Genomic DNA, 17552 nt, shown 5'->3' with positions numbered 1-17552 from the left:
GGACTCCAGTGAGCGAGACGAAAGAGAATGCACGTATGGCGTGCTGAGGGGACTTTATAAGCGATAAAAATCGGCTTTCAAAGGGTTAAAACAAATAAAAAATATAAAAACGTTGAGCAATGCCGACAAAAATCGACTAATTGGCATCTCCATTGTGGGAGCGGGCTTGCTCGCGAAAGCGGTTAATCATCCAACATATCCATGGACTGACACGCCGCCTTCGCGAGCAAGCCCGCTCCCACACAGAGATTGACGCTGGGTCAGCTACAACCCCTCCTCCAACACCTTAGTCAACATATCCACGAAAAAGTCTACGCTCTGGCGGGTTGTGACCATTGGCGGCTTGATCTTGAGGATGTTCAGGTAGTCGCCTGTCGGCTGCATGAAGACCCCCAGCTCACGCAAGCGATTACACAGCGCCATGGTTTCTTCGGTGGCCGGCTCCAGGGTGTCGCGGTTGCGGATCAGCTCGACGCCCAGGTAGAACCCTGAGCCATGCACTGCGCCGACCAAGGGATACTTCTCGATCAAGGCCTCGAGCCGGGCCTTGAAATGTCCGCCCACCACTTTCGCGTTTTCCCAGAGTTTTTCTTCTTCCATGACGTCCAGCACGGCCATGCCGATCTGGCAACTGACCGGGCTACCACCGGCTGACGAAAAGAAGTAACCCTCGGCCTCCAGCGCTTCGGCGATTTCCCGCCGGGTGATGACCGCACCCAGCGGCTGACCGTTACCCATGCCCTTGGCCATGGTAATGATGTCCGGTACCACGCCTTGCTCTTCGAAGCCCCAGAAAAACTCGCCCATGCGCCCATAACCGACCTGCACTTCGTCGGCGATACACACCCCGCCGCGCTCGCGGACCAAGGCATAGACGTGCTTCAAGTAGCCCGGCGGCAGTGCGATACCACCCGCATTGCCGTAGACCGGCTCGCAAATGAAGCCGGCAAGTTGACGCTTCTGCTCGGCAATTTTCGCCAGGTTGTGCTCGACACTGCGCACGTAGTCCGGCGCGCTGTCGGGGCCACGGAATTCGCCGCGATAGGTATTCGGCGCGGTCACGGGGTGCACCCAGTCCGGACGGCTGCTCAAGGCCTGGGGGTTGTCGGCGATGGACGTGGACACTGCATCGGCCGCCACGGACCAGCCGTGATAGGCCTCCAGCACGCTGAGCATGTCCCGACCGCCGCTGTAGGCCCAGGCCAGGCGGATCGCCAGGTCATTGGCCTCGGTGCCGCTGTTGACCAGGAACACCCGGTCCATATTGGACGGCGCCAGCGCCAGCAGGCGTTCGGAAAACTCGGCAATCGCCGCGTAGTGAAAGCGCGAATTGGTATTGAGCAGCGACCACTGCCGGGCGGCCACCGCCGCCATGCGCGGGTGCCCATGGCCCAGCACCGCGACATTGTTGAGCATGTCGAGATAGGACCGACCCTGCATGTCGATCAAATGATTGCGCCAGCCGCGCTCGATTCGTGGCGGATCGACGTAATAGTGCTTCTGGGAACGGGCAAAGCTCGCATCGCGGCGGGCCAGCAGCGCCTCGGGATCGATCTCCGGCTCGGCGTCGCACGCCAACCCCAGCAGCACCGCCGGCGAAGGACACAGCGCCTGCCAGGCAGTCGCCCTGGACGGCGTGCAGAACAACGGCGGATCCAACTGCGCGCCCCTGCACAACTGAACACGCAGCAGCCCCTTCACTTCGCCCAATATCTGCCCCTTGACCAGCGCGGCGCCGGAATGCAGCGGCGAGGTGACGCCCCACAGCCGCACGCTCAACTGCACGCTGTCCAGTTGCAGGCCACCATCGGCGGTCTTGTGCACCACCCCGGCGAACGGCGATTCCAGCGGCGTGCCATCGGGGACGCTCAGCTCCACGTGCAATGCAAAGGTCTCGGGCTCCACGGCGCTGTCCGGCAGGGTGCGAGACAAGCGGTACTGTCCGTAGCGACTGGCGGCCAACCCGTGAACGCCGGCGGCTTCAACCAGCAGGCGCTGGTCGATACCCGGCTGTTCCCAATTGCCGGCTTCGAAATGCGGGCTCAGCACGCCCAGGTCGATCAACGCGAATTCGCGTCCCACCAGGGTTGGCAGCAGCGGCGCGAAGCCTGCGCTGGCGATAGGCGGCAGGCTGTGACCGGCGGCGTTGAGAATCGCCGCTTCCATCAACTCGAAGGACACCGAGTGGGCGACCCGGAAAATCTCCCACTCATGCTCCAGGTTGTCGCGACTGTACTGGTTGTCCGGATCGATGCTGACCTGCTGCTCGCCACTGAGCACCAGCACGGCGGCACGCGCTACGATCAGCGGCCAGAGCGCCAGCAGTTCTTCGCGTTGCAGCGGGTTGACCGCGTGATAGGCCTTGATCGCCGGCAGAATAAAGAACGGATCGCCGTCGGCATGATGCAGCAGGGCCGCGCAAGTCACCGACAGGTCGGTGATGCGCCAGGTGCGGATCAGATCGCCAAAATCGATGACTCCCTGAAACTGCCATTGGCGTTGGGCATCGCGCTGCCAGACCACGTTGTCATCAGTGATGTCCATGTGAATCGCCTGCACCGGCAACCGGGCCTTGAGCGGTTGCAGGCGCTGCTCGGCCTGCTGCGCAATGTCGGCGATCAAGGTGCGCCGTTGCTCGTCCCGGATTACCGGCAGCAGATGGCCGATCAGCGTGTTGGCGTGGCGGGCGTCCCATTGCAGCGTACGCTCCAGGCCTGGATGGTCGAACGTTGCCAGTGCCAGGTCGATTTGCGCGCACAGTTGCCCCAGGCCAGTCACCAGCTCCGGCCCCAGGTGCTTGAGTTGGGTAAGGGACTGGCCGTCGATGTATTCAAGCAGGCGGATATGAACCGCTTGCCCGTCGACGTCCAGGGTCAGCAGATCCTCACCGTTGCCCGCCAGCATCACCCTCGGCACTTTGACCGCGCTGTGCTCGGCCAACAGCTTGAGCGCGGCATGCTGGGCTTCAAGTTCCTGGACAGCGTAGTCGCCATGGCAGATCTTCAGGACGAACCGCCCACGCTCGCTGTCGACGCGGTAATTGAGGTCCTGCTGGCTGCCAAGGGGTCGCAGGTCACCGCTGAGTCCATAATTCGAGCGCAGCAGCACCAGGGCCTGTTCGGCACTGATCTGTGGGCTTGGCAAACTGGCGCGGTGGACCAACGTAGCGAGTGGCATACAACGACCCCTGGGGTTGTTTTATTGGATGCCTATCTCGCCATTGAGCGGGAGGATAAGCAACCCCCCTCCTCACTGAGAACTCGCGCCGTCCGCCACTTTTGGGCAAGAATAGGCGCCATTGTCCTATTCGATCCGCCGGAGAAACGCCCGATGAATGTAATCGCCACCGACCTGCCTGACGTCTTGATCATCGAACCGAAGGTATTTGGTGATGAACGCGGTTTTTTCTATGAAAGCTTCAACGCCAAGGCATTCAAGGAACTGACCGGAGTAGAGACCCAGTTCGTGCAGGACAATCACTCCCGCTCGCAGAAGGGCGTCTTGCGTGGCCTGCATTATCAGTTGCAGAACACGCAGGGCAAACTGGTACGGGTCAGCGCAGGCGAAGTACTCGACGTGGCTGTCGACATTCGTCGCAGCTCGCCCAATTTCGGTAAGTGGGTTGCCGTGCGACTGTCCGCCGACAATCACCGTCAGCTCTGGGTGCCGCAAGGCTTCGCCCATGGTTTTGTCGTATTGAGCGAATATGCCGAGTTCCTCTACAAGACGACTGACTATTACGACCCGTCTTCAGAGCGCAGCCTGCTATGGAATGACCCGCAGCTGGATATCGACTGGCAACTGGGCGATATCACGCCGCAATTGTCGGGCAAGGACCTGGCTGCGTCATTGCTTCAGGATGCCGACGTCTTCGCCTGATCGCAGACTCCAACCTTCGTCGTAGGCATAATGCGCTTGTCCCCACAGGCGCACGCTCATGAATTCCACCCTTCCCCGCAGACCCCGTTGGCGCAGCCTGGCGTTGCTTGCGCTGTGCCTGGCGCCATTGTTGTGGCCGCTGGAGCACCTGGCCGAACGTTATTACCGCAGTGAGCTGGCCGGGCAGAACCGCCAGACCCTGGACCTGTATGTCGCCAACCTGCTGGGTACACTGCACCGCTATGAGGTGCTGCCGCAGATTCTTGCCGACCTGCCGGCCCTGCGCGCGGCGTTGTCGGCCCCGGACGATGGCGTCACCCAGGGCAACGCCAATCGGCTGCTGAAAAATATCAGCGCCCAGACCGGCGCCGAAGTGATGTACCTGATGGACCCTAGCGGCAAGACCCTGGCAGCGTCGAACTGGGATAAACATGACAGCTTCGTCGGCCGCAATTTCGCTTTCCGCCCGTATTTCATCGAGGCCATGGCCGGACGCCTGGGGCGCTTCTTCGGCTTGGGTACCACCTCGGCCAAGCGCGGGTATTTCTTTGCCGCCGCCGTGCGCGAGCGAGAGAAAGTCATCGGCGTGCTGGTGGTCAAGGTCGACCTGGACCACACCGAAAGCCTGTGGGGCAAGACCCCGGAGCAACTGCTGGTCACCGATCACAACGGCGTGGTCATTCTCACATCGCGCCAGGATTGGCGATTTCGCGCAACCCGGCCGTTGACTGACGACGAACGCCAGGCTATCGGCGCCGTGCAACCCTACCCGACCCGTGATCCCAAGCCGCTGAATCTGGACCCCAACGCCTGGCTGCCCCAGACCCAATCCATCGAAGAGACCGGCTGGAGCGTGAGCATTCTCGCCCCGCGCACGCTGATCGACCGTCCGGTGCGCACGGTGGTTGCCACTGGCGGCGCGGCGTTGCTGGTGTTGATGCTGCTGCTCGGGTTGATGATGCAGCGCCGGCGCCACTATCTGGACCGCATCGCCTTCGAAGCCAAGGCCCGCCACGAACTGGAAGGCCGGGTGGCGGAGCGTACCAGCGACCTGGAAGGCCTGAACCGGCGACTGCGCCAGGAAGTCCTCGAACGGGAGCAGGCGCAGCAGGAACTGGTCCGCGCCCAGGATGACCTGGTTCAGGCCGGCAAATTATCCGCCCTGGGCACGATGTCGGCGAGCATCAGCCACGAACTCAACCAGCCGTTGGCGGCCATTCGCAGCTACGCCGAGAACGCCGAGATATTGCTCGACCACCAGCGCACCGAGGACGCCCGGGGCAATCTCAAGCTGATCAGCGAACTGACCGGGCGAATGGCGTCGATCATCGCGCATTTGCGCGCTTTCGCCCGCCGCGATCGCCACGCCCCGGAAAGCGTCGCCCTGCAACCGGCACTGGACGACGCCCTGGCGCTGCTTGCCAAACGCCGGCGCAGCATGGAAGTGGAGCTGATCCGCGACCTGCCGGCCGCCACCCTGTGGGTCGAGGCCGGCGAGACCCGCTTGCGCCAGGTCCTGGGCAACCTGCTGGCCAACGCCCTCGACGCCCTGACCGAAAAAGGCCCGCCGCGCAAACTCTGGCTCAGTGCCCAAGCCACTGAAACCGGCGTCAACCTGTACATCCGCGATAACGGCCCGGGTTTTTGCATGGAAGCCCTCGGCCGCGCCGGGGAGCCGTTCTACACCACCAAGACCCGCACCCAGGGGCTTGGCCTGGGACTGGCGATCTGCGACACCCTGATGCGCGCCTTCGGCGGTGAACTGTCGTTCTCCAACCACAAGGAAGGCGGCGCCCTGATCACCCTGAAGTTGCGCCATGGTGCGCCCGGGGTAAGCCTGCAACCGTCCGAGGACCGTAGTGTATGACCATCGACAACCGGATTGAGGTGGTGCTGATCGATGATGATCCCCACCTGCGTCAGGCCTTGAGCCAGACCCTCGACCTGGCCGGCCTGAAGATCCTGCCCCTGGCCGAAGCCAAGGGCGTGGCCGGGCAGCTGCCCCGCGACTGGCCAGGCGTGGTGGTCAGCGACATTCGCATGCCGGGCATGGACGGTCTCGAACTGCTCGGCGAACTTCACGCACAAGACCCGGAGCTGCCGGTGCTGCTGATCACCGGTCACGGCGACGTGCCGCTGGCAGTGCAGGCGATGCGCGCCGGGGCCTATGACTTTCTGGAAAAACCCTTCGCCAGCGACCATTTGCTCGACAGTGTGCGCCGCGCCCTGGCCCTGCGCCGACTGGTGTTGGACAACCGCAGCCTGCGTCTGGCCCTGAGCGATCGGCATGAGCTCAGCGCCCGCCTGGTGGGCCAGTCGACGCCGATGCTGCGCCTGCGCGAGCAGATCGGTGCCCTGGCGGCCACCCGCGCCGACGTGCTGATCCTCGGGGAAACCGGCGCTGGCAAGGAAGTGGTCGCCCGGGCGCTGCATGACCTTTCAGGCCGGCGCAACGGGCCGTTCGTGGCGATCAACGCCGGTGCGCTGGCCGAGTCGGTGGTGGAAAGCGAACTGTTCGGCCATGAGCCCGGCGCGTTCACCGGCGCGCAGAAACGCCGCATCGGCAAGTTCGAGTTCGCCAACGGCGGCACACTGTTTCTCGATGAAATCGAAAGCATGAGCCTGGACGTCCAGGTCAAGCTGCTGCGCCTGCTGCAAGAACGGATGGTGGAGCGGGTGGGCGGCAACCAGCAGATCCCGCTGGACATCCGCGTGATCGCCGCCACCAAGGAAGACCTGCGCCAGGCGGCTGACCAGGGACGTTTCCGCGCCGACCTGTATTACCGCCTGAACGTTGCGCCGCTGCGCATACCGCCGCTGCGCGAACGGGGCGAGGATGCGCTGGTGCTGTTCCAGCACTTCGCCAACGAAGCCAGCGCCCGCCATGGCCTGCCGCCCCATGAGCTGCAACCGGCGCAACGGGCGTTGCTGCTGCGCCACAGCTGGCCGGGCAACGTGCGGGAGCTGCAGAACGCCGCCGAACGCTTCGCCCTGGGCCTTGAACTGGCCCTGGATAACAGCACGCCCGATGGCAGCCCCGGCGCACCGGTGGAGGTGATCGGTGGAGGTCTGAGCGAACAGGTGGAAAACTTCGAGAAAACCCTGATCGCCGCCGAACTGGCCCGTCCCCACAGCTCGGTGCGCAGCCTCGCCGAAGCGCTGGGTATTCCGCGCAAGACCTTGCACGACAAGTTGCGCAAACATGGACTGACCTTTGGCGACAGCAACCACGGCGCGTCCGATGAATCGGATTGAGTATGGATCAACGCCCTTTCAAGCAAGAGGCCCGGCAATGAATCGCGACAGCCGCTATCTGGAATCCGTCCTGCATCACGACATCCCACTGACCCGGGACATGGGCCTGAAGGTGCTCGATTGGCAGGCCCGGCAGCTGAACCTGTTTTTGCCTTTGGAGGCCAACGTCAACCACAAGAGCACCATGTTCGGCGGCAGCCTGTACTGCGGCGCGGTGCTTGGTGGCTGGGGTTGGCTACATCTGGCGCTGCGCGAAGAAGGCATCGAAGACGGGCATATCGTGATTCAGGAAGGGCAGATCAGCTATCCGCTGCCGGTCACAGGCGATGCGACCGTCGTCTGCGACGCGCCTGAGGAGAAGGTCTGGAAACGCTTTTTGGCGACTTACCGACGCTACGGACGGGCGCGGCTGAGCTTGCAGACGCAGGTGATGAATACCGGGAGTGACGAAGCGGCGGTGCGGTTCGAGGGGCAGTACGTGCTGCACCGCTAAAAGCACCGCTGCCCCCTGTGGCGAGGGAGCTTGCTCCCGCTGGGCTGCGAAGCAGCCCCGGCTTTTGGCGGTTGCTGCGCAACCGAGCGGGAGCAAGCTCCCTCGCCACAAAGGCAGGTGTAAATCAGGAACGGGCCAGTTCCAGCAACTTGCCCCGCCACGCGGCTTGCGCCGGCAACGCCAGGAACGACTCATTGAGCAGCGACTCCCGCGCCGGATAGCAGAAAGGCTCGCCACGCAGATCCAGCACTTCACCACCCGCGCCTTCCAGCACACCCTGGGCGGCGGCGGTGTCCCATTGAGACGTCGGGGCCAGACGTGGATAACAATCCGCCGCCCCCTCGGCCAACAGGCAAAACTTCAGCGAGCTACCAATATTGGTCAGCTGCAATTCACCCAGGCTTGCGCGCAAGCCTTCCAATAGGCGTTCCTGCTCCGCACTGGTGTGGCGACGGCTGGCGACCACCGTGAAGGCCTCTCCCGGCGCCAGCACATTACGAACCGTAATCGGCAACGGCTCGCCGCCCTTGTCGCCACGCCAGGCCCCCAGGCCCGCGCCGCCGACATAAAAGCGTCCACTGGTGGGCATCGACACTACGCCAAATACCACGCGCCCCTGCTCCACCAACGCGATATTGACGGTGAACTCCTCGCTGCCGGATATGAACTCCTTGGTTCCATCCAGCGGGTCCACCAGCCACCAGCGTTGCCAGCCGGCACGTACGCTTTGCGCGATATCGGCGTCTTCTTCGGAAAGAATCGGGATATCCGGGGCCAGCGCGGTCAACCCGGCTACGATCACGTCATGGGCGGCGATGTCGGCGGCGGTCACCGGCGATGCGTCGGCCTTGCGATTGACCTTCACATCCGCGCGCCAGAACGGCAGGATCGCCTCGCCTGCCTTGAGCGCCAGCTCGATGACCGGAGCCATCAGGGGATGGGGGAAATTCATGGCAACATGGCTCCGCGCTGGGCCAACAGATCACGGGCCAGATACAACGCGGCCAAGGCCCGGCCTTCGGTAAATTGTGGGTTTTGCGCCAGGGCCGACAGCTCACGCAGATTGACCTTGTCCACACGCATCGGCTCGGGCTCATCGCCCTCCAGCCGCTCTTCATACAAATCGGTTGCCAGCACCACCTGGATCTTCTGGCTCATGTAGCCGGGGGACAGCGACAGTTCGGTCAGGTGCTCCAATTGCCGCGCGCCGAAACCTGCTTCCTCCTTGAGTTCGCGCTCGGCGGCCGCCAGCACATCCTCGCCCGGCTCGATCAAACCCTTGGGCAGGGACAGCTCGTAGGCGTCGGTGCCCCCGCAATATTCTTCGACCAGCACCGCATGATCGGCATCGAGCATCGCCACGATCATCACCGCGCCATACCCCGTGCCCTTGCTCGCCAAGCGCTCATAGGTACGCTCCACGCCGTTGGAAAAACGCAGTTTCAGTTCTTCCACGCAAAACAGGCGGCTGGTGGCGACGATCCGGCGATCGAGTATGGTGGGTTTCTGGCGCATAGACGGCTCCCTGGGCGATAGCGGGCTACTATACCCGGCCTATCCTGATTGTTTGTGTCGGATACCTGATTACCGCTGGAGAAGTTTTATGGCCTTGTTGCCTTGGCACGAGATCGATACGGTGCTGCTGGACATGGACGGCACCTTGCTGGACCTGCATTACGACAACCATTTCTGGATGGAACACCTGCCCCAACGCTACGCCGAACTGCACGGCGTGAGCCGGGCGATGGCGCAGATGGAGCTGCAGCCGCTGTTCGAGCGCAACGCCGGCCAGCTGCAATGGTATTGCCTGGATTTCTGGACGGCCGAGCTGAAGCTGCCGGTGCGCGAACTGAAGCTGGAAACCGCGCACCTGATCGCCTTGCGCCCGGACGCAGACACCTTCCTGGCCGCGATCCAACAGGCCGGCAAGCGCGTGGTGATGATCACCAACGCCCACCGCGACTCGCTGTCTCTGAAGCTGGAACGAATCGAACTGGCGCCCTACTTCGAGCGCCTGATCAGCTCCCACGACTATGGTTTCCCCAAGGAGAACCGCCAATTCTGGGACGCCCTGCAAGCCGACCTGGATTTCGACCCGGCCCGCAGCCTGTTCATCGACGACACCCTGCCGGTGCTGCGCAGCGCCCGGGACTTCGGCGTGGCGCACCTGCTGGCGGTCAGCGAGCCGGATAGCCGCAAGGGGCCGAAGGATACGGGGGAGTTCGCAGCGTTGGTGGACTACCGGACGCTCATCGAAGGGCTTTGACGCGATCAATGTGGCGAGGGAGCTGCTCCCGCTGGGCCGGGCTGGCGCACCAGTGCGCAGCGCTCCCCCAAAAATGCGACTGCTACGCAGCCGAGCGGGAGCAAGCTCCCTCGCCACAAGTGTCGGTTACTCAGGGATACGCAACACCTGCCCCGGATAAATCTTGTCCGGATGAGACAACATCGGCTTGTTGGCCTCGAAAATCTTGTTGTACTTGTTCGCGTCGCCGTACTCGGTCTTGGAGATGGCACTGAGGGTGTCGCCCTTCTTCACGGTTACGAAACGCGCCGCTTTTGCCACCGGACCGGTCACCGTGATCTGGTCATCCACACTGCCGACACCTTCGATGTTACCCACAGCCAGCAGGATTTTTTCCTTCTCTTCCTGGCTGCCTACTTCACCCGTCACGGTGACTTTGTCGCCCTCGATGGTCGCGTGAACATTCGGGTTACCCAGCCCGACCTTATTGATGTGTTCTTTCAACTGCTCGCTGGCATTGGCGTTGCCAGGGGTCAGCAGGTCGATCAGTTTTTCGCCTGCTTCCTTCACAAAGCTAAAAAGACTCATGGTGCACGCTCCTTGGGTTCAAGTGTCCAAATGCAAAAGACTAGACCAGGCCGGACGAACCCGGTTCCCAGCCGACCAATGACCCCGTCCCCCGCAAGCGCTAGAATCCGAAACTTCCTGCGCCCTGGAGCGAAGATGGACATCAAGCAGCTGAAATTTCTCATCGCACTGGATGAAACCCGCCACTTCGGCCAAGCCGCCGCTCGCTGCCACATCACCCAACCGACCCTGTCGATGCGCCTGCGAAGCCTTGAAGAAGAACTCGAGCTGCCGCTGGTCAATCGCGGCCAGCGTTTCGAAGGGTTTACTGCGCCGGGAGAGCGGGTGCTGGCCTGGGCGCGTACGGTGCTGGCGGCTTATGACGGCTTGCAGGCCGAGGCGGCGGCCTGTCGCGGTAACCTGGTGGGCACACTGCGCCTGGGTGTGGTGCCATTGTCGGACTTCGATCCGCTTGCGATGATGCAGCGCTTGCACACCGAGCACCCGAACCTGCGGTTTGAACTGTCCTCCCTGAGTTCCGAGCAAATCCTTGAGCAACTGGCAAACAACCGCATCGACCTGGGCATTTCCTATCTCGAGCGCCTGGACAACGAGCGTTTCGAGGCCCTGCCGTTCAGCCATACGCGCATGGGCCTGCTGTATGACCAGCGCTTTTTCTTTTTCGGCGAGCAGCCGCTGAGCTGGCAGGCTCTGATGGAATTGCCCCTGGGCATGCTCACCAGCGGCATGCATTTTCGCCAATCCATCGACTACAACTTCCACAGCCGGGGCCTGACCCCTCAGCCGCTGCTGCAAACCGACGCCGTGCATCAGTTGTTGCAAGCGGTTCACGGTGGACTGTGCTGCGCGGTGATGCCCCTGGAAAGTGGCCTGAATGTGCTGACTGAAGATCTGCGCATCCAGCCCATCGAAAGCGCGCAGACGCTGGTCCCACTGGGAATGATCATGCGGCGCGGCGCGCCACGTTCGGCGTTGGCGGAAGCCTGTTTCGCCCTCTACCAGAAATCAATGACGGACACTTGATCGACGTCATCTATTGAAAGATCAGTAATAGCGATTAGACGTGGCAGATTGCCGCATTTAGTCTTAACACTATTCCTACTTTCAGTGATGCCCATGAACGACAAGCCTCCTGCCTGCCCGCCCCCCTCGGTGGAGACACCCGGGCCGGCCGCCAGCCAGAGCTATCGCTACTGCAATCTGGACCGCTCGCACTCGGACAGCACCGCGCTGGCCGAGGAAGTGGCGCTGGCGATTGCCTATAACGGCATCAGTCAGGCCGTCATGCTCGTCACCCCGACCGACCTTGAAGACTTCATCGTCGGCTTCAGCCTGGGCAGCGGCATCATTGAAGACGCTGCGGACATCTATGACCTGCAACTGATTGGCGCAGGCTCCGCGCACCATGCCCAAGTGACCATCGCCAACCGTGCGTTCTGGAACCTCAAGCAGCAACGCCGACAACTGGCCGGCACCAGCGGCTGCGGCCTGTGCGGCGTGGAAGCGGTGGAACAGGCATTGCCCAACCTCAAGGTCTTGCCCGGCGCCCCGCTGCCACCAGCGCAATGGCTCGATGGCCTGCGCCAGCGCATCAGCCAGTTCCAGCCCCTGGGGCAGCACTGTGGGGCGGTCCACGCAGCGCTGTTCATGAACGCCCAGGGCGAGTTACTGCTGGGCCGCGAAGACATTGGCCGGCACAACGCCCTCGACAAGCTGATCGGTGCGCTGGTGCGGCAACAGATTCCGGTCGCCGGTGGCGTGGCCATCGTCACCAGCCGGTGCAGCCTGGAGTTGATCCAGAAAGTACTGCGCGCCGGTGTCCAGACCCTGGTCAGCCTGTCGTCACCCACCGGCCTTGCCGTGCAATGGGCCCGCCAGCACAACCTCAACCTCATCCACCTGCCGCAAAAAAGTGCGCCGCGGGTCTACAGCCCTGCGATGGAGAATCAAGCGTGAGCAATCATCAACAAGCCGATCAGAAACCTGTACCGCGCTACAAGCCCTACAAGGGCCCGGCCGGTGGTTGGGGCGCGCTGATCAGCGTCGCCCAGGCCTGGCTGACCAGCGACAATGCGCTGAAGAACATCCGCATGATGCTCAAGACCAACCAGAACGGCGGGTTCGACTGCCCCGGCTGTGCCTGGGGCGACTCGCCGGAAAGCGGCATGGTCAAGTTCTGCGAAAACGGCGCCAAGGCCGTGAACTGGGAAGCTACCAAACGTCGCGTCGATGCGGCTTTTTTTGCCCGTCACAGCGTGACCTCCTTGCTGGAGCAGAGCGACTACTGGCTCGAATACCAGGGCCGCCTGACCGAGCCGATGAGCTATGACGCCGAAACCGACCGCTACAAGCCCATCAGTTGGGAAGCGGCGTTCACACTGATTGGCAAACACTTGCAAGGGCTGTCCAGCCCGAACCAGGCCGAGTTCTATACCTCGGGCCGGGCCAGCAACGAAGCGGCCTACCTGTATCAACTGTTCGTGCGCGCCTTCGGCACCAATAACTTCCCCGATTGCTCGAACATGTGCCACGAAGCCAGCGGCGTGGCGCTGTCCCAGAGTGTCGGCGTGGGCAAGGGCACGGTGACCTTCGACGACTTCGAACACGCCGACGCGATTTTCGTCTGGGGCCAGAACCCCGGCACCAACCACCCGCGGATGCTCGAGCCGCTGCGCGAAGCGGTGAAGCGCGGCGCCCAGGTAGTGTGCATCAACCCGCTCAAGGAGCGTGGCCTGGAGCGTTTCCAACATCCGCAGCACCCGTTCGAGATGCTCACCAACGGCGATAAGCCGACCAACACCGCCTATTTCCGCCCGGCCCTGGGCGGCGACATGGCGATCCTGCGGGGCATGGCGAAGTTCCTGCTGCAATGGGAGCGCGATGCGCAGAAAGCCGGCGAACCGGCGGTATTCGACCACGCATTCCTCAACGAACACAGCGCCAACGTGCTGGATTACCTGGCGGTGGTCGACGACACGTCGTGGGAGCAGATCGTCGAGCAGTCGGGCATGACCCTGGCGGACATCGAACAAGCGGCGCGCATGTACGCCAGAAGCAAGAACGTGATCATGTGCTGGGCGATGGGGCTCACCCAGCATCGTCATTCGGTGGCGACCCTGCAGGAACTCGCCAACGTCATGTTGCTGCGCGGCAACATCGGCCGCCCAGGCGCGGGCCTATGCCCGGTGCGCGGCCACAGCAACGTCCAGGGCGACCGGACCATGGGCATCAACGAGCGCCCGCCGGTGGCATTCCTTGACACCCTGGAGCGGCGCTTCCAGTTCAAGGTACCGCGGGAAAACGGCCACAATGTGGTCGAGGCAATCCATGCCATGGCTGAAGGGCGGGCGAAGGTATTCGTCGGCCTGGGTGGCAACTTCGCCCAAGCCACGCCGGACAGTCACCGGACCTTCCAGGCCCTGAGCAACTGCGACCTGACCGTGCAGATCAGCACCAAGCTCAACCGCAGCCATCTGGCCCACGGCAAGCAGGCGCTGATCCTGCCGTGCCTGGGCCGCACCGACATCGACCTGCAAACCGAAGGTACGCAAGCGGTGACCGTGGAAGACTCCTTCAGCATGGTCCACGCCTCCAAGGGCCAGCTGCAACCGCTGTCGAACCAGATGCGCTCTGAACCGTGGATCATCGCCGGCATCGCCGCCGCGACCCTGGGCAGCCGCCCGGTGGACTGGAACTGGCTGGTGGCCGACTACAGCCGCATCCGCGACCTGATCGCCGATACAGTCCCCGGCTTCAAGGATTTCAACGAAAAAATCCAGAACCCCGGTGGCTTCTACCTGGGCAACAGCGCCGGTTCGCGTCGCTGGAACACGGCGTCAGGCCGGGCCAACTTCAAGCCCAACCTGCTACCGGCCGACCTGGTGCACGAACGCACCCGCGCCACCGGCCAGTTGCCGGACCTGATCATGCAATCGATGCGCTCCCACGATCAGTACAACACCACCATCTATGGTCTCGATGACCGTTATCGCGGCGTCAAAGGCCAGCGCGATGTGTTGTTCGTCAACGAGGCCGACATCATCCGCCTGGGCTTCAGGCCGGGGCAGAAAGCCGACATCGTCTCGCTCTGGGATGATGGCCGCGAACGTCGGGTCAAGGGTTTCACCCTGCTGGCGTTCGACATTCCGGCCGGGCAGGCAGCGGCCTATTACCCTGAAGTGAACCCGTTGGTACCGCTGGAAAGCACCGGCGACGGCAGCCATACACCGACGTCGAAATTCGTGGCGATTCGCCTGGAAGCGGCCAGCGAGGATCACTTGATCCTGGCCAAGTCGGCCTGACGTTCCTGTGGGCGAGGGGCAAAAACCCTCGCCCCATCGCAATACTGCTCACTCAAGGACATCGCTGAACCCGTGGCGAGGGAGCTTGCTCCCGCTTGACCGGGCTGGCGCTCCAGTGCGCAGCGCTCACAAAAAAGGGCTGCTACGCCCGAGGCGTCGGACCGTCCCAGCGGGAGCAAGCTCCCTCGCCACGATGAGTTCATACGCGTTAAGTGAACGGTATTACGCCACCCATCGCACTTTTCGACCGCCCACAAAAAAGGCCGTTTCCCATAGAAAACAGCCTGTCTGAAGTAGCTAAAGACCGAGCAAAACAGCTTAAGTTCCGCCCGGAAAACAGTAACTTAGAGAATTGTGCACAAGTCGTGTTACTCGTCGGATTTCGATTGTCACCAAGCGAAGCCAGCCTCAGGATCGCGCCGTCATCCCTTTGAGGCTCCTCTATGAAGTTCTCCTCCATTCTCTTGTTGTCCCTTGGCCTGGTCAGCGGCATCGCCTCTGCGGGCGGTACTGCCGAAGCAGGTGTTGGCGGCGCATTGGGCGGGGTTTTGGGTTCGGTCGTCGGCCAGTCCCTGGGCGGCAACACCGGTTCCACTATTGGCGCGGCCCTCGGCGGCGCGGGCGGTAGTGCGGTCGGTGCAGACAAACACAGCCGCGGCGAAGCAGCCATTGGCGGCGCGCTGGGCGCGGCCGGCGGTAACGTGGTCGGCCGCAGCGTAGGCGGCTCCACCGGTAGCCTGATCGGCGCGGCAGCTGGCGGCGGTGCCGGCGGCGCGCTGGGTAACTACATGGGCAAGGATGATGACGATGACCGTCGTTATGACAATCGCCGCGGTGACCGTCGCTACTACCGTGACGGCCATCCGGGTCGCGGCCATGCCTATGGGCATCGCAAGCATCACCATCGCCACTACCGCGACTAACGGCTGACGGTATAGCGCCGTTGACAATCGCAGCCCCCGACAGCGCCTGGCGCTGATCGCAGGCTGCGATTTTCGTTTCAGACCACCAATTGCTGCAAAGCGCCGCGCAGCCGATCCGGAATCGCCACCGGCCGATTCGACGCCCGGTCCACGAACACGTGGACAAACCGTCCCGCTGCGCACGCCTCCTCTTCATCTTCCTTGAACACCGCCAGCTCGTACTGCACCGAGCTACTGCCCAGTTTGGCAACGCGCAAACCGACTTCAATTTTTTCCGGGAAAGCGATTGAGGCAAAGTAGTCGCAGGACGAGCTCACCACGAACCCTACTACTTCGCCACCATGGATATCCAGGCCACCGACTTCGATCAGGTAGGTGTTCACCGCCGTATCGAAAAAACTGTAATAGGTGACGTTGTTGACGTGACCGTACACATCGTTGTCATGCCAGCGGGTAGTAAGCGGTTGCAAGTGCAGGTATTCGGAACGTTGGGGCATCAGTTGTCCTTGTGGTGGCTCGTTGATTGGTACGTTGCGCCGGACTGGACCTAGCGCTGGGCGAAGCCCTTGCCCTGGGCGGCCAATTCCCCGATCAGGCGCGCGGGCTTCCATTGGTCGCCCTGCTTCGTTTCAAGCTCCAGCAGCCGCGCATGGATATCATCCAGGCCCTGCCCATCGGCCCAGGCCATCGGGCCACCCTTGTCCGCCGGGAATCCGTAGCCGTTGAGGTAGACCAGGTCAATATCGTGAGCCGACTCGGCAATGCCTTCCTGCAGGATCTTCGTACCTTCGTTGACCAGCGCCAGCAGGCAGCGCTCGCGAATTTCTTGCGGGCCAATCTCGCGACGCTGGAAACCCAGTTCTTCGCTGACCCGCAGCACCAGCGCATCGACTTCAACGTCATGCTCGGCCTGTCGGCTACCGGGTTCGTAGTGATAGTAACCGTTGCCGCTCTTCTGGCCGAACCGCCCCAATTCGCACAAGCGATTATCCACCTGCACCTCGGGTGCATCCTGGCCTTTGCCCGCCAGCTCACGGGCGCGCCATTCCAGATCGATCCCAACGACGTCGTACATGCGGAACGGCCCCATGGCGAAACCAAAAGCCTGCAACGCCGCGTCAACCTGATGGGGAAATGCTCCCTCCAGCAGCATCTTGCGCGCCTCCAATACATAGGGGTGCAGCATCCGGTTACCGATGAAACCGTGGCAATTGCCCGATACCACGCTGACCTTGCCCATGCGCTTGCCCAACGCCAGGGCTGCCTCCAGCACCGCCTTGGAAGTCTGCGCACCGCGTACGACTTCCAGCAGCTTCATGATGTGCGCCGGGCTGAAGAAATGCAGGCCCAGGACCTGGGCTGGCCGTTGCGTGACTGCGGCGATGGCATCGATGTCCAGGGCCGACGTATTGCTTGCCAGGATCGCCTCGGGCTTGAGCAAACCATCGAGCTCACGGAAAATTTTCTGCTTGAGCTCGAGGTTTTCATACACCGCCTCGATCACCAGATCCACGTCGCGGATTGCCGTGTAGTCATCTGCGCGGGTGACCCGCGCGATCCGGGCATCGGCTTCGCCCTGGTCAATACGTCCCTGGCGCACGCTGTGGGCGTAGGTTTCAGCCACCGCAACCAGTGCTTGCTCAAGCATCTGTGGATTGTTGTCGACCCACTGCACCGCCACGCCGGCGTTGGCCAGGCACATCACGATGCCCCGCCCCATGGTGCCTGCACCGACCACGGCGGCGCGCTGAATATCGAAGGGTGTCTGGCTCATGTTTGCTCTCTTGTTGGCGATCCAAAGACAGCCTTCACCTTAGTCAGCGTGGGAGTTTTTTTGAAATTTATTCGTGTGATGGCGGGCATTCAGC

The 17552-nt window shown here is 62.6% G+C and carries 15 protein-coding genes; 9 read left to right on the top strand and 6 right to left on the bottom strand.

Annotated elements, in window-relative coordinates:
- Window positions 1-264: 264 nt before the first annotated feature.
- On the bottom strand, window positions 265-3177 hold the full coding sequence (locus RGM2987_RS17500; RefSeq protein ID WP_245143611.1) for an aminotransferase: 2913 nt from the start codon (window positions 3175-3177) through the stop codon (window positions 265-267).
- Window positions 3178-3330: 153 nt separating this feature from the next.
- Between RGM2987_RS17500 and rfbC the strand changes: the two genes are divergently transcribed.
- From rfbC to RGM2987_RS17480, 4 genes are read left to right on the top strand one after another with little or no spacing between them, the layout of a single operon-like run.
- On the top strand, window positions 3331-3879 hold the full coding sequence (rfbC, locus tag RGM2987_RS17495; protein ID WP_245143609.1) for a dTDP-4-dehydrorhamnose 3,5-epimerase: 549 nt from the start codon (window positions 3331-3333) through the stop codon (window positions 3877-3879).
- 58 nt (window positions 3880-3937) lie between these two features.
- On the top strand, window positions 3938-5746 hold the full coding sequence (locus RGM2987_RS17490) for an ATP-binding protein (protein WP_245143606.1): 1809 nt from the start codon (window positions 3938-3940) through the stop codon (window positions 5744-5746).
- Window positions 5743-7134, top strand: coding sequence for a sigma-54 dependent transcriptional regulator (locus tag RGM2987_RS17485; protein WP_245143602.1), 1392 nt, complete (start codon window positions 5743-5745; stop codon window positions 7132-7134). The genes RGM2987_RS17490 and RGM2987_RS17485 overlap by 4 nt, the downstream gene beginning before the upstream one ends.
- Before the next feature lie 37 nt (window positions 7135-7171).
- Complete coding sequence (locus RGM2987_RS17480; protein WP_245143600.1) at window positions 7172-7627, top strand: YiiD C-terminal domain-containing protein; 456 nt, start codon at window positions 7172-7174, stop codon at window positions 7625-7627.
- 124 nt (window positions 7628-7751) lie between these two features.
- Here RGM2987_RS17480 and cysQ read toward each other — a convergent pair whose 3' ends face one another.
- Both cysQ and nudE read right to left on the bottom strand, forming a co-directional pair.
- A complete protein-coding gene (gene cysQ, locus RGM2987_RS17475) occupies window positions 7752-8579 on the bottom strand; it encodes a 3'(2'),5'-bisphosphate nucleotidase CysQ (protein WP_245143597.1) in 828 nt (275 codons plus the stop codon).
- On the bottom strand, window positions 8576-9142 hold the full coding sequence (gene nudE, locus RGM2987_RS17470) for an ADP compounds hydrolase NudE (RefSeq protein WP_245143593.1): 567 nt from the start codon (window positions 9140-9142) through the stop codon (window positions 8576-8578). The genes cysQ and nudE overlap by 4 nt, the downstream gene beginning before the upstream one ends.
- Window positions 9143-9230: 88 nt before the next feature.
- Here nudE and yrfG point away from each other — a divergent pair, with 88 nt between their 5' ends.
- Window positions 9231-9893 (top strand): GMP/IMP nucleotidase, encoded by a 663-nt coding sequence (gene yrfG / locus RGM2987_RS17465; protein ID WP_245143590.1) that lies wholly within the window; start codon window positions 9231-9233, stop codon window positions 9891-9893.
- A gap of 126 nt (window positions 9894-10019) precedes the next feature.
- Here yrfG and lysM read toward each other — a convergent pair whose 3' ends face one another.
- The gene (gene lysM, locus RGM2987_RS17460) at window positions 10020-10460 is read right to left on the bottom strand and encodes a peptidoglycan-binding protein LysM (RefSeq protein ID WP_245143586.1); all 441 of its coding nucleotides are present in this window, start codon (window positions 10458-10460) and stop codon (window positions 10020-10022) included.
- A 135-nt stretch (window positions 10461-10595) separates the two neighbouring features.
- Between lysM and RGM2987_RS17455 the strand changes: the two genes are divergently transcribed.
- The 4 genes from RGM2987_RS17455 to RGM2987_RS17440 all read left to right on the top strand — a co-directional run bounded on the left by RGM2987_RS17455 (window position 10596) and on the right by RGM2987_RS17440 (window position 15684).
- The gene (locus RGM2987_RS17455; protein WP_245143584.1) at window positions 10596-11483 is read left to right on the top strand and encodes a LysR family transcriptional regulator; all 888 of its coding nucleotides are present in this window, start codon (window positions 10596-10598) and stop codon (window positions 11481-11483) included.
- Window positions 11484-11576: 93 nt separating this feature from the next.
- A complete protein-coding gene (fdhD, locus tag RGM2987_RS17450) occupies window positions 11577-12416 on the top strand; it encodes a formate dehydrogenase accessory sulfurtransferase FdhD (RefSeq protein ID WP_245143582.1) in 840 nt (279 codons plus the stop codon).
- Complete coding sequence (locus tag RGM2987_RS17445; protein ID WP_245143580.1) at window positions 12413-14761, top strand: FdhF/YdeP family oxidoreductase; 2349 nt, start codon at window positions 12413-12415, stop codon at window positions 14759-14761. The genes fdhD and RGM2987_RS17445 overlap by 4 nt, the downstream gene beginning before the upstream one ends.
- Window positions 14762-15204: 443 nt before the next feature.
- Complete coding sequence (locus tag RGM2987_RS17440; RefSeq protein ID WP_245143578.1) at window positions 15205-15684, top strand: glycine zipper domain-containing protein; 480 nt, start codon at window positions 15205-15207, stop codon at window positions 15682-15684.
- 77 nt (window positions 15685-15761) lie between these two features.
- Here RGM2987_RS17440 and RGM2987_RS17435 read toward each other — a convergent pair whose 3' ends face one another.
- Window positions 15762-16181, bottom strand: a complete 420-nt coding sequence (locus RGM2987_RS17435) for a thioesterase family protein (RefSeq protein WP_245143576.1) — start codon at window positions 16179-16181, stop codon at window positions 15762-15764.
- A gap of 50 nt (window positions 16182-16231) precedes the next feature.
- On the bottom strand, window positions 16232-17458 hold the full coding sequence (locus tag RGM2987_RS17430; protein WP_245143574.1) for a 3-hydroxyacyl-CoA dehydrogenase: 1227 nt from the start codon (window positions 17456-17458) through the stop codon (window positions 16232-16234).
- Window positions 17459-17552: the final 94 nt, after the last annotated feature.

Source organism: Pseudomonas sp. RGM2987, from assembly GCF_022952855.1.
Lineage (GTDB): Bacteria > Pseudomonadota > Gammaproteobacteria > Pseudomonadales > Pseudomonadaceae > Aquipseudomonas.
The sequence above is the reverse complement of the archived record's forward strand: the minus strand, read 5'-3'. Positions and strand labels throughout refer to the sequence as shown.